The organism is Treponema sp. JC4 (assembly GCF_000260795.1).
In the GTDB taxonomy this organism is placed as follows: Bacteria; Spirochaetota; Spirochaetia; order Treponematales; family Treponemataceae; genus Treponema_D.
Genome location: NZ_AJGU01000010.1, coordinates 65,702 through 79,383 on the forward strand (window position 1 = coordinate 65,702; position 13,682 = coordinate 79,383).

Genomic DNA, 13,682 nt, shown 5'->3' on the forward strand with positions numbered 1-13,682 from the left:
TTCGATGAAAATCGAAGGTATGCAAAACTCGCTTCCCCCTCATTAAGGAGAAATATAATATGATTATTGCCATCGACGGACCAGCCGGAACTGGAAAATCTACAATTGCGAATATTATCGCAGACAAATTAAACATTACATTTTTGAATTCAGGCGGATTTTACCGCACTCTTACCATGGCACTTCTGGATGCCGGAATTGACATTACAAACGAGGCTGCCGTTTTAGATTTCTGCAAAAAACAGACAATTGAATACACAAAAGAAAGTCATTTTATTTTGAACGGAACTGATGTTACAGCTCATCTTCACGACGACCGTGTAACTGCAAATACTTCGCAGGTAAGTTCAATCGTAGAGGTTCGTCACCTTGTAAACGACCTTATGAGAAAAATTACCGCAAGTCTCAGCATTGTCTGCGAAGGGCGCGATATGACAACTGTTGTATTCCCTAATGCAGAATACAAAATCTACCTGGATGCTTCTGCCGAAGTCCGCGCTAAACGCCGCTTCGATCAGGGTGTAAGCGACATGACGCTGGAGCAGATAAAAGAGTCTATTATCAAACGCGATGAAATGGATAAAAACAAGAAAGAAGGTTCTCTAAAAATTGCAGAAGATGCTATTTATATAGATACATCTGACTTGACCATAGATAAGGTTTGTGAAATAATACTAAATAAAATTTCTTAAAAAAGGGTTTACTATGGACGAAATGGAAGTGGAAATGGAAGGAACTCAGAACTCCAAGAGCGAATTCCAGGCACAATTAGAGGAATCCCTCAAAAATTTTGATGCACCTCAGGCAGGTCAGCTTGTAGAAGGTACAGTAATTCAGGTTACAAGCGATTATGTTTACGTTGATGTAGGTGACAAATCAGAGGGCTTAATCCCTGCAGAGGAGTTCGCAGATGATCTGCCGAAAATCGGGGATACTGTTCAGGCATTGTTGATTGGACATAACAATAACGGTCCTGTTTTATCAAAGAAAAAAGCTGATTCAAAGCGCTACTTGAAAGACATCCAGCAGGCTTGGAAAGATAAGACTCCTGTTGACGGAACAATTTCAAAAGTTGTTAAGAGCGGTTATGAGGTTAATCTTGGTATTGACCGTGCTGCATTCCTGCCAATCAGTCAGGCTGATGCTGAAAAGGTTGAAAAACCTGAATCATTGCTCGGATTGAAATCTAAGTTCTATATTGAGCGCCTTTACACAGATAATAAATTGAATCCAGTAGTAAATCGCCGTAAATATCTTGAAGAACAGATTGATGAAAAGCGCGATGCTTTCTTCAACTCAGTAAATATCGGTGATACTGTAAAAGGAACTGTAAAATCATTTACAAGTTTCGGTGCATTCATCGACCTTGGCGGATTCGACGGTCTTCTCCATATCAATGATATGAGCTGGGGACACGTAGCTCGCCCTAAGGACTTTGTAAAGAAAGGTCAGGAAATTGAACTTAAAGTTATCCGTCTTGACCCAGCAGAAAAGAGAATCAATCTTTCTCTTAAACACTTTGCAGAAGATCCTTGGATTCACTTCGAAGAAAAATATCACGTTAATGACATCGTAAAAGGTAAAGTTACAAAACTTACTGAATTCGGTGCATTCGTTGAACTTGAAGAAGGCATTGAAGGCCTTGTTCACATTTCTGAGTTCTCTTGGACAAAGAAAATCAACAAACCTGGCGACATGGTAACAGTTGGTCAGGAAGTTGAAGCTATGATTCTTGGCTATGATATTCAGGCTGGTCGTGTATCACTTGGTTTCAAACAGGCTACAGAAAATCCTTGGGACAAAATTGGTGAAAAATTCCCTGTTGGAACTAAGGTAAACGGTAAAGTTGTAAAACTTACTGCTGCAGGTGCTTTCATCTCTATTGATGAAGGAATCGACGCATTCTTGCACGCAGATGACATTTCTTGGACAAAGAAAGTAAAACACCCTGGCAGCGAACTTACAGTAGGTCAGGATGTTGAAGCTGTAGTTATCGAATGTGATCCAGAGGCTCACCGCATTAAGGTTGGTCTTAAACAGGTTACAGATAACCCTTGGAAGGCATTTGCTGACGAATACCAGGTTGGTTCAACACTTGAAGGCGAAATTACTTCTATCACAGACTTTGGTGTATTTGTAAAAGCTCCAAACGGAATTGAAGGTCTTGTAAACAAAGCTAACCTTAGCGATGACAAAGACGTTCCATTTGAAGAAGCAGTTGCTAAATACAAAGTTGGTGACAAAATCAACGTATTCGTAGTTGACGTAAACACTGACAAAGAAAAGGTTGCATTCTCTGTTCGCGAGTACAAGAGAAAGCAGCAGCGTGATGAAATTTCTCAGTATATGGACTCTGAAAGCAAAGACGACGGAGCATATACTCTTGGAGATATGATCAACTCAAAAAAATAAATCTTTAGCGGTTAATAAACAGTTTTAGATTTTTATATTTGATAAAAACGCATTGCATGTTTTCCGCATCAATGCGTTTTTGTTTTCTGTTTTGATGGACGAAAAAAATGGATGAAGTAAAAAAAATTATTCCTCATCTTTGCGAAAATAACGCTTCTGTTCTCTTGTATGGTGAAAAGGGGACTGGAAAAAGTTATATCGCTTCAAGCGTTCATCAGAAAAAGGGTGGAAACGCCCAGAACTTTTTTGAAATCAACTGCAAGAGCTTCAGTACTCTGAAAAATGCCGAGGTTCTTGACGGGGCAAAGGTCTGGTTTTTAGGCGGCCAGAATAACTATGCAACCCTTTTCTTAAACTGTGTGAACAAAATGTCTTTGGATTTGCAGCAACCGGTTGATGCTTTCTTAAGCGAATGTGCAAGACTTGGACGCAATCTTAAGGTTATCAGTTCTACAGAAGAAAATATTGAAAGTATGATTGCCCGCGGTGATTTTCTGGAATCACTGTTTTATAAAATTAATTCTGTTGTAATTAATGTGCAGCCGCTTCGTCAGCGCAAGGATGAAATTCCGGGACTTCTGGAATTTTATCGCAAACTTTACTGTAAGCAGACAGGCTTTAACTATACTGCTTTCAGTGAATCTGCAGTAAACCTTTTGCAGAATTATTTTTTTGCAGGCAATATTGATGAACTTAAAAATCTTGTGCAGCATGCTTTTATAGTAGGGGAGCCGCCTTTGCTTAAGGCTTCTGATTTTGTTCTGGCTGGTGGCGCCGGTGCAAACTGTACTGGTGTAGCTGAAGGAAATGCTCAGCCTTCTCCTTCTGATCTTTCACTGCCGGATAAGTCTTTAAAAACCGCCCTTGATTCATTCAAAAAAGAGTACGTTACTCAGATTCTTGAAGAGAATGGCTGGAACCAAACAAAAACCGCCAGAATACTAGGAATTCAACGTACTTATGTGATAAGATTAATAAACGAATTACATATACAAAAAAATAATGCCGGATAATCCCGGAAAAAATTGAGGTTAAAAAAAATGGCAGAAAACGAAGTAAAACCAACTGCAAGTTCTAAGGCAGCGAATTTTCTGGAAAAAAATAAGAAAGGACTGGTTACTGTTCTTGTAGCCGCTGTTGTTATTCTTGCTGCTTACATTATTTTTGCAAGCGTAAATGCAAGTTCAAATGCAAAGAATCTTCAGAAAATTGATGAGATTTCTTATGCACTTACAAATGGTTCTGCAAGTCTTTCAGAGGATGAGCTTGCTGGCCGCCGCACAAAGGCTTTGGAAGACCTTGCTGCTTATGTAAAGAAGGGTGGCGTATCTGGTGTCCGCGCTAATCTTCTTGCTGCTGATATCGCTTATCAGGCAGGAAATAAGGAAGATGCTGTAGCATACTGGAAGGCAGCCGCTAATACTGGTAAAAAATCTTATACAGCTCCAATCGCATATTTTAATATTGCTTCTGCTTACGAAGATCTTGATAAAGCTGATGAAGCTGCTGCTAACTACAAGCTTGCTGCAGATAATAAAGACTTTGTAATGCGTGCACATGCTGCATTCAACTACGGACGTATTCTTGAAGGTCAGGGTAAATATGCAGAAGCTGTAGAAGCATATGCAAAACTTAACGACGAACTTCCTGATGATACTTTTGCAAAACTGGCAAAAACACGTATCATTCAGCTTAAGCTTGACGGAAAAACTGAGTAACCTGTATTTAGCACAGATTGTTTAATAAATATGAAAGCGCGCGATAAAAACAAGATTGTATTATTTTTGCAGATTGTTTTTACTGCGTGCTTTGTTATTTTAAATAGCGGCTGTGGACTTGATGAATACTACGTTCTGGAAGGCCCTGGGGCAATTGTTTGTCCTGTTTATTCAGAATCAAACCCTTTGACTTATGAAAATAAGTACGTGGAGTTTACGACAAACTCAAGTGATTCTTCTTCCGGTGCTTTTACAATTGACGGAACGGATGTTTATTACAAGCTTTATTCAAATCTTTCTACCTGTTCTTCAGAATACAGCGCCTTGAATACGCTTTTGAATAATTCTTCAACAAAGTCAACTTCTGCATCTTCCCTTATAAACTCCTATAAGTTTCAGAAACTTAAAAATACAGCAAACTCAGATGATGTTTTTGTAACTCATGACGGTTCTGCTGTTCGTGTGAGGATACGCCTAACTCAGTATCTTCAGAATCAGGATGTAGATGCTTATAAAGCTTTGATTTATATAGGCGGAAGTAAATCTGGTGTGCCAGTCCGTTATTATGGCAGCCGCTATTTTGATTTCAAGCGAAATGATACTTCTTACAATGCCCCGGTTCCTGGTACAACCAGTTACGAAGATGATGTAAGTACAAATACTTCTGTTACAAGTGAAGGTTTGTGGTATATAAATCTTTATGCTGTAACAAGAGGTCATGATTCAAGTTTTACCACTTATTACAGCCCGATTTGTCATCTTGGCACCCTTTGTATAGATGCCACTTCGTACGATAACTAATCTTTTTTCACACCGTAAAATTTAATCAGATTATCAGATGTAAAATCGAAAACTCTATCAGGAAGAATTCTTTTTAAGAAAACAAAGGAATGAGAATTTTTTCCTAGTCTGTAGCGGGTTTTTGGTCTTTTTGCCTTAATTGCCTTGTAAATTGCCTTGGAAATTACGCTCGGGTCAGAAACGTTTGCATGTTCATTATAGTTTCGCTTGTAAAAGTCCGCATAGAGCTGGGCATTTTCCTTGTAGGCAGTTGCTCCGGAATTCTTTTCGATAATATTTGCCGCAATAACTCCCCAGTTTGTTTTTATCAGGCCTGGTTCAATAATCACAACATTTATTCCAAAGGCTTTAACTTCGTTTCTCAAAGAATCGCTCAAGGCTTCTACAGAATATTTTGCTGCGTGATACCAGCCAAGGAAAGGACTTGAGAATAAGCCGCCCATTGAAGAAATATTAATAATAGTTCCGCTTTTCTGTTCCCGCATAGAAGGAAGACAGAGCTGGGTAATTCTTATAAGACCAAAAACATTTACTTCAAACTGACGTTTTGCCTCTTCGATTGTCGTGTCTTCGAGTGCGCCGCCAGTTGCATAGCCGGCGTTGTTAATCAGAATGTCTACATGACCTTCTGCCTGAAGAACTGAATCGACACATGTTTTGATTGAAGCATCATCACATAAATCAAGAAAAAGAGGGTGTCCTCCCTCTTCCTTAAGGGAATCCATTAATTCGGTTCTTCTCGCTGCGCAGTATACAGTGTACCCATCTTTCAAAAGCATCTTCGCTGTTGTCATTCCAATCCCTGAAGATGCACCTGTGATTAATACGACTTTGTTAGACATTCTATTTTTACCTTAATATTTTTTTGTTATTTTTATTCTATACGCAAAAATAAAAAATTACTACCTTTTGAAAGTAAGAAAAATTTTAGGATTTATTTTCATGCATTTAATAATCTTCTTCATATGTGCTATAATCCAGATATGAAAAAGATTTTTATTGCTGCAGTTCTTATTGCTTCATTTTTTGCACAGGGTTTTTGCCAGGATTTAAGTCCCGCTGATACAACTGATAAAACCGATACAAGCGAAAAAGTTTTTTATCTTTCACCCCTTCGTGATTCCCTTCTTATGGGCGGTGGTGCGGCTCTTGCAGGAACAATTTTTGTTTTAGATAAATTTGTAAAATTCAATCATGATGAATTTGACGGAGATTTAGCAGAAAAAAGCTCTATCCCGGCTCTGGACAGAGTTTTTATGAATAAATATTCAAAAGGTCTGGATCTAACCTGTGATATTATGCGAACTTCCATGCTGCTGGCTCCTGTTCCGCTTTTTCTTTTTACAACTTCAAAAAGTGAATGGTTTACCCTGGCAATGATGTACGGCGAAACCCTTTTCTGGACCTGGGGAACTACAGACCTGATAAAAAACTGCGTAGTTCGTGCCAGACCTTACATGTATTATGACGGCGCTCCGGAAGAGGACTTGAAAGAAGGTGACTGGAAAAATTCCTTTCCATCTGGTCATACTTCAATCACCTTTGCTTCTGCGGCTTTTACAAGTTATGTTTTCTGGCAGTATTATCCTGAATCACCATGGAGATGGGGCGTTACCGGTATAAGTTTTGGACTTGCGGGAACTGTAGCGGCTCTTCGTATGGCAGGCGGCTGTCACTTTTTTACAGACGTATTAACTGGTGCTCTGATTGGTTCGGCTTACGGAATTTTAATTCCTTGGCTTCATACCCGCGCTCCTATGGCAAGAAAAACTTCCGGGGGTAAGGTTGAAAAGCTTCGTGGCTTTGAAATGGATATCGCACCGGGAGCCCTTGTTTTTACAGTAAGAAAATAACAAAAATAAAAAAAATAAATTAGAGGAAAAAAAACTATGGCATTTGACATTATGAAACTGCAGAACGGAAGTGACGTTCGTGGTGTTGCGCTTGAAGGCGTTGAAGGGGAAAACGTAAACCTTACAGATCCGATTGCCGTAAAAATCGGATTCGCCTTTGTGGAATGGCTTTCTAAAAAAAGTGGAAAAGCTGCCGGCGATTTGAAAATTGGCGTTGGACGTGATTCCCGCCTGTCTGGCCCGGCTCTTTTGAATGCTCTTGCCTGCGGTATTACGGCAGCCGGAGCTAAGGTTGTGAACTGCAATATGGCTACAACTCCTGCCATGTTTATGTCAATTGTCTTTGATCAGACAAAGTTTGACGGCTCTGCAATGATTACAGCAAGTCATCTGCCTTTCAACCGAAACGGAATTAAGTTTTTTAATGCCGACGGCGGTCTTGAACACGAAGATATTACTGATATTCTAAAAATCGCCTCAAAAATTGATGATAATAAAGCTTCTGATTTGCTTGGCACTGGCTTTAAGGCAGACGGCGTTTTCGATTTAATTTCTATCTACGCCGAATACCTTAAAAACAAGATTAAGGACGGAATTAATGGCGGAGAAAAACCTCTTTCCGGCCTTCATATTGTTGTAGACAGCGGAAACGGTGCTTCGGGCTTCTTTGTAGATAAGATTCTTGCTCCTTTAGGTGCAGATGTAAGCGGAAGTCAGTTCCTTGAACCGGACGGCACCTTCCCAAATCATATTCCAAACCCTGAAAACAAGCAGGCAATGGAAGCAATACGCTCTGCAGTTTTGAATAACAAGGCTGATTTAGGCTTGATTTTCGATACAGACGTTGACCGAATGAGTGCTGTTTTGAGCGACGGAAGCGAAGTTAACCGCGATTCAATCATCGCAATGATTTCTGCAATCCTTGCTCCTGAATATCCGGGCAGCACAATCATCACAGACAGTGTTACTTCTGACCGCCTTACATACTTCCTTGAAGAAGTTCTTGGTCTTAAGCACCTTTGTTACATGCGCGGCTATAAAAACGTTATCAACAAGCAGAAGGAACTGAATGCGGCTGGAACTGTAGCGCCTCTGGCTATGGAAACTTCTGGACACGGTGCTCTTAAAGATAACTTCTTCCTTGATGACGGTGCCTTCCTTGCAGTAAAACTGGTAATTGCCCTTGCAAAAGCCGCAAAAGATGGTAAAAAACTGGATAGTCTTATAGAAAAGCTTCCTCCTTTGGTGGAAGAAGGGGAGTACCGCTTTAAGATTTCTGGAGAAGACTTTAAGGAATACGGAAACAAGGTTCTTGAAGAGTTTAAAGCCCGTGCAAAGGCTGCAGGCTACACAATGCCACAGTCTTATGAAGGTGTTCGTCTTTCATTCAAATCAGAAGAAGTTCAGGGCTGGATTTTGCTTCGTTTGAGCCTTCATGACCCTGTAATGCCTTTGAATATTGAAGGCGGCAGAAAAGGTGACCTTGCAAAGCTTGTAGAAATTGCCCGCAAGCTTACAGACGGCTTTGAACGCCTTGACCGCAGCTGCTTAAAATAAAACAGAAAATTATAAGAAATCGTCATATTTTAATTTGACTTCTGCCAGGATGTCGAATAAAATTGAAATAATAATATAACCCTATCAGGAGGCCAATAATGGCAAAAGTAGAGCTTAAAGGTATTGGTAAAATCTATGACGGCGGAGTTCACGCTGTAACAAATTCCAATATCACAATTGAAGACAAGGAATTCTGCGTATTCGTAGGTCCTTCAGGATGCGGTAAGTCAACAACTCTCCGTATGATCGCTGGTTTGGAAGACATTTCCGAAGGTAAATTGTATATCGATGGCGTTGAGATGAACGACGTTCCTCCAAAAGACCGCGATATCGCAATGGTATTCCAGAACTACGCTCTTTATCCACATATGACAGTATATGACAACATGGCTTTCGGTCTTAAAATCCGCAAAATGGATAAGGCAGAAATTGACCGCCGTGTACGTGATGCTGCAAAACAGCTCGACCTTGAACAGTATCTTGAAAGAAAACCAAAGGCACTTTCTGGTGGACAGCGCCAGCGTGTTGCTGTAGGACGTGCTATCGTTCGTAACCCTAAAGTATTCTTGTTCGATGAGCCTCTTTCTAACTTGGATGCAAAACTTCGTGTAACAATGCGTTCTGAGTTGGCTGCTCTTCACAACAGACTTCAGGCTACAATGATCTACGTAACTCACGACCAGATTGAAGCTATGACTCTTGGTACAAAAATCGTTGTAATGAAAGACGGTTTCATCCAGCAGATTGGTGCACCATTGTACTTGTACAACAACCCAATCAACAAGTTCGTAGCAGGATTCATCGGAACTCCTCCAATGAACTTCTTGACTGTAAAAGTTCTTGAAAAGAACGGTGCAATCGTTTGTGATGAAGGTTCATTTGAAATTAACCCAACAGCTGAACAGGCTAAGTCTCTTAAAGCTTACGTTGGAAAAGAAGTTTCATTCGGTATCCGCCCAGAAGATTTGACTTATGTTGACAAGCCAGCTGCAAAAGATGATATGCAGATGAAGATTGTTAACAAAGAACCTCTTGGTGCAGAAACACACCTTTACCTTGTATCAAACAAAGGTCAGCAGATTATTGCTAAAACAACTGCAAATGCAGAATTCCGCCTTGGCGATTCTGTAAACGTTGTTCCTAACATGGAAAAAGCAAAATTCTTCTCTCTTGATGAAGGCGAAAAGAATATTTGTGACGTAATCGAAAAGAAGTGGTAATTCACCTTTTTGACTAAGTTATAATAATCTGTTAAAACAGAAGCATCGTACTTTCGGGTACGGTGCTTTTTTTTGTTTTAGGAGGAAAAAAATGAAAAAAATTGTTGCGCTGGCAGCTGCTTTTGTGCTTACTGCTGCAGCCTGGTCTCAGGTTTTAAGCGAACCTGGTGTAAAAAATACCCTTTCGGTAAGTTTCGGAAATTCTTATTTTAATAATGACAGCGAATATGATGCTGCTGGATTGCGTTTCTTTGGCTTTGTAGATACAGTTCAGGCTCGTATTGATGTTGCAAAGTGTACGGTTGATGCAATGCTCAACTGGGGCGCTCTTACAAATATTGCTGCTAATAAATTTACAGATGATTTTTATTTTGCAAATACTACAATAACTCCTTTCTGGTATACAAACCACTATCAGAATGGTTCCTGGTGGACTAATGGTGAGGCAGAATCTTATTACGTAAACTTTATCTATCACCCGCATAAATACTGGGATTTGGGAATGGGAACCCGCCTTGAATGGAAGGTTGGACCTGCACCAACATTTAACGGCAATCTCTGGGAGCCTTTCTGTCATATCGTTCAGGGTGGTCTTAAAGACGCAAAGCCTGGTGATGCTGATGTTGCCGGTTATACTTATTATGCAAATTCTTATACTTCTTATTACAATGGTGGTCCAAGAGATGAATTGAAAAAAGCATCTCTTGCTGCCCGCTTCCACTACAAGGACTTTATTGAAGTTGGTGCTGCAATTCCAAGTGGTGTAACAACTGATAAGCCTGTATTTAATGCCGGTGTAAAAGTTCACCCTGTAGATTTCCTTACAATTTCTGGTGCAGTTGACGGTGTTTTCCGCTCAACAGGAAATATTTATACAGGTGTAACTGTTGCATTCAAACCTTTTATTCTTGATGCCTATCTTGGAATTGACTATAAGGAAGATAACAAGGAAAATGGCGGCCGCTGGGGTACAGGTGCCGCACTTACTTTCAATTTCAAAAAAATCAACCTTATGTTAAAACCTGAAGCAGGCTTTACTTTCTACACTTACTCTGATTACACAATGGCCTTCTACACAGGAATCAGAATTAACTGGCAGTTTGCAGAAAAGTTTGCCTTTGGCGGCTGGTCTTCAATTGCCTTCGGTTCAAAAGACAGTAAGTGGGAAGATGTTGAGGCAACTAAGGATTACTGGGGAGGAAGTATTCTTGATATCCGCCCTGACTTTACCTGGACTTTGGATAAAAATAATTCCTTTACCGCCTTCCTTGATTTCCAGCACCGCAATAACTATGCTCATGAAAAACTTAATACCTGGGCAACTGGCGTTTACTGGACCTGCAAGACAACAAAATAACCCCTTTTTTTATTCCGTAATTCAATATAATTTGAATTATGGAAAAAAAATCTGTTGTATTATATAAAAATCAAGCCGCCGTCATTGAAGATCGTGACGGCGATAAATATCTTGTGCGCTATCAGGTTTCTGCGGCAACTCCAACCGGGAAAAAAGCGGTTTACGGAGAGCAGAAAGTGCGCGAAAAAGACATAATCCTTTTACATAATAATCCCTGTTCGTCGCTTGAAAATCTTCTGGCAGCCGGCGGGGATGAATTTATTCCTCTTTTGCACGAAGCCTGGGAACTTTTACAAAGTGATGATTCCACAGCAGCCCAACCTTTAAGTTTTTCTGACCTTGCAGATTTAGCCTGCAGCGGAATAAAAGCTGATGATATCTGGGCTTTTTACAAAGTTGTAAGTGAGTCTGCTGAATTTTCACAGAATCAGAATGAAATTAAAAACGGCAATCTGATTTTTACCCCGCGTTCTCAAGGTGAAATAGATGCCCTTAATCAGAAAAATTACGAAAAAGAGCATGAGGCAGAAATCCGTTCTGCTTTTATTGCCCGCCTCAAGCAGAAAAAACTTAATCTGCCTGAAGATGCAAAATTTATGGGCGAAGTTGAAGCTTTTGCCCTCTGTAAGACAGAAAAATCAAAGGTTATGCAGGAAGCAGGCTTTTCCCAGACAATAGAAAAGGCTCATAAGCTTTTGATAGACACTGGAATCTGGGATTATACAAAAAATCCTCATCCTTCACGTTTCGGTTTTTCTTTTTCTTCTGCCAGCGAACAGCTTGGTCCTATGCCGGATGAAGAGCGTGTGGAAGTTCCTGGAATTTCCTATGCAATAGACAGTGAACATTCAAACGACCCTGATGATGCGGTTGCCTGGGACGGAGAATATCTTTGGGTGCATATTGCCGACCCTGCAAGCAGCGTTCTTCCCGATTCTAAAATTGATATTGCAGCGCGGGGCAGGGGAACAACCCTTTATATTCCGGAAGGCGCTTCCCGAATGCTTTGTGAAAGTGCCCTTGAAGATTATGCTCTTGGTTTAAAAGAAGATTCCAGAGCTCTTTCTTTCAGATTAAAACTTACCGATGACTGCCAGATTGATGAATGTGCTGTACTTAAAACTAAAATTACCGTTCACAGAATGACTTATAAAGAGGCGGAAGAAAAAAAAGAATCGCCGGAATTAAAGCCTCTTTTTGAAATTGCAAGAAAAAATAAAGCCCGCCGTGAAGCTAATCACGCCGTAACAATTCAGATGCCTGAAGTTGACATTACTGTTGATAAAGAAACAAAGAAAGTCACCGTAGCTCCGGATGAAAAATTCGAAAGTAACGGAATGATTGCAGAGCTTATGATTCTTGCTGGTGAAGGGGCTGCAAAGTTTGCCTTTAAAAACCAGATTCCGTTTCCTTTTGTAAGTCAGGAAGCGCCGGAATTCCCTGATAAAATACCTGACGGACTTGCAGGCGATTTTGCAAAAATAAAATGTATGAGAAAGCGCAGTGTTGGAATTACTCCGGCTCCTCATGCAGGTCTTGGTCTTTCTTTTTATTCACAGGTAACATCTCCTCTCCGCCGTTATGGAGATTTGATTGCTCATCAGCAGCTTCGTGCCTTTATTGATGGCCGCCGTCTTATGCCTAAGGATGAAATGCTGGAAAAGGTAGCCGCAGGTGATGCAGCTTCTGTTGCCGCCAAAAAAGCCAGCCGTAAAAGTGATACTCACTGGAAACTTGTTTATCTTTTGCAGAATCCTGAAATGACTTATGAAGGAGTTTGTATTGATATCCGCGGTAATGAAGCTTTGTTTTTAATTCCGTCAATTGATATGCAGGCCACAATAAAAGGAATTTCTGATGTAAAACTTAATGATTTGCGTACTTTGAAGATGAAAAAGGTGGAAATTCCAGAATTATCTGCAGATTTTGAAATTATTTAATTCTATATAATAACAATATTTGTACGTTAAAATATACAAATAACAAAATTTTCTTAAGAAATTTTGCAAAATTTAATTTTGAAGTATTGACGCTTTTTGGTGATTAGTATATATTCATATTCACCGTCGCGCAGTATTCCTGCATGACGCCAACAAAAAGGTTTTTGACAGAACAGGGAAGGAAATAACTAACTGTATAGTTCAAGTTTTATATGTTTTGTATCATTAAAAACATACCCGCGGATCTCAGTTCTTGAGGTTCGATTGTAAATCAATTCAGCAAATAAGAAAAAGCTTGATTGAACTTAATTTATGGTAATCAATACCCTTCGGGGTTTTGAAATAATCATGGAGAGTTTGATCCTGGCTCAGAACGAACGCTGGCGGCGCGTCTTAAGCATGCAAGTCGAGCGTGATTATCTAGCTTGCTAGGTATGAAAGCGGCGGACTGGTGAGTAACGCGTGGGTGACGTACCCTTCTGATGGGGATAGCTCCTAGAAATAGGAGATAATACCGAATACGCTTGTTGTTGTCAGAGGACAACAAGGAAAGGTTCTTTTGAACCGCAGAAGGAGCGGCCCGCGTACTATTAGCTAGTTGGTGAGGTAACGGCCCACCAAGGCGACGATAGTTACCCGGCCTGAGAGGGTGAACGGGCACATTGGGACTGAGATACGGCCCAGACTCCTACGGGAGGCAGCAGCTAAGAATATTCCGCAATGCACGAAAGTGTGACGGAGCGACGCCGCGTGGACGATGAAGGCCGGAAGGTTGTAAAGTCCTTTTTAATATGAGGAATAAGCAGTGTGAGAGAAACGCACTG

General features: G+C 40.4%; 9 protein-coding genes, 1 rRNA gene and 1 pseudogene. 10 read left to right on the forward strand and 1 reads right to left on the reverse strand.

The features are described from left to right. Positions 1-59: 59 nt before the first annotated feature. The 4 genes and pseudogenes from rpsA to MSI_RS06285 all read left to right on the forward strand — a co-directional run bounded on the left by rpsA (position 60) and on the right by MSI_RS06285 (position 4,931). A pseudogene (rpsA, locus tag MSI_RS06270) lies at positions 60-2,412 on the forward strand (30S ribosomal protein S1). A 107-nt stretch (positions 2,413-2,519) separates the two neighbouring features. Continuing rightward, the gene (locus MSI_RS06275; RefSeq protein ID WP_009104862.1) at positions 2,520-3,425 is read left to right on the forward strand and encodes a sigma 54-interacting transcriptional regulator; all 906 of its coding nucleotides are present in this window, start codon (positions 2,520-2,522) and stop codon (positions 3,423-3,425) included. Between the two features lie 27 nt (positions 3,426-3,452). After that, the gene (locus MSI_RS13920) at positions 3,453-4,130 is read left to right on the forward strand and encodes a tol-pal system YbgF family protein (RefSeq protein ID WP_009104865.1); all 678 of its coding nucleotides are present in this window, start codon (positions 3,453-3,455) and stop codon (positions 4,128-4,130) included. Positions 4,131-4,160: 30 nt separating this feature from the next. After that, positions 4,161-4,931, forward strand: a complete 771-nt coding sequence (locus MSI_RS06285) for a hypothetical protein (RefSeq protein WP_009104867.1) — start codon at positions 4,161-4,163, stop codon at positions 4,929-4,931. Here the strand turns inward: MSI_RS06285 and MSI_RS06290 are convergent. Beyond that, complete coding sequence (locus MSI_RS06290) at positions 4,928-5,773, reverse strand: oxidoreductase (RefSeq protein ID WP_009104869.1); 846 nt, start codon at positions 5,771-5,773, stop codon at positions 4,928-4,930. The two genes, MSI_RS06285 and MSI_RS06290, sit on opposite strands and share 4 nt — an antisense overlap. A 141-nt stretch (positions 5,774-5,914) precedes the next feature. On the opposite strand from MSI_RS06290, the gene MSI_RS13925 reads away from it, so the two are divergent. The 6 genes from MSI_RS13925 to MSI_RS14675 all read left to right on the forward strand — a co-directional run. Beyond that, a complete protein-coding gene (locus tag MSI_RS13925) occupies positions 5,915-6,784 on the forward strand; it encodes a phosphatase PAP2 family protein (RefSeq protein WP_192807743.1) in 870 nt (289 codons plus the stop codon). Positions 6,785-6,820: 36 nt separating this feature from the next. Further along, complete coding sequence (locus MSI_RS06300) at positions 6,821-8,341, forward strand: phosphoglucomutase (protein WP_009104875.1); 1,521 nt, start codon at positions 6,821-6,823, stop codon at positions 8,339-8,341. Between the two features lie 98 nt (positions 8,342-8,439). Beyond that, a complete protein-coding gene (locus tag MSI_RS06305) occupies positions 8,440-9,561 on the forward strand; it encodes an ABC transporter ATP-binding protein (protein WP_009104877.1) in 1,122 nt (373 codons plus the stop codon). A 91-nt stretch (positions 9,562-9,652) separates the two neighbouring features. Continuing rightward, on the forward strand, positions 9,653-10,918 hold the full coding sequence (locus tag MSI_RS06310) for a hypothetical protein (RefSeq protein ID WP_009104880.1): 1,266 nt from the start codon (positions 9,653-9,655) through the stop codon (positions 10,916-10,918). Between the two features lie 38 nt (positions 10,919-10,956). Continuing rightward, positions 10,957-12,858: a ribonuclease catalytic domain-containing protein gene (locus MSI_RS06315; RefSeq protein WP_009104883.1), complete on the forward strand. Its 1,902-nt coding sequence runs from the start codon at positions 10,957-10,959 to the stop codon at positions 12,856-12,858. A gap of 345 nt (positions 12,859-13,203) precedes the next feature. Further along, positions 13,204-13,682: ribosomal RNA gene (locus MSI_RS14675) — 16S ribosomal RNA — on the forward strand; the annotation flags it as partial.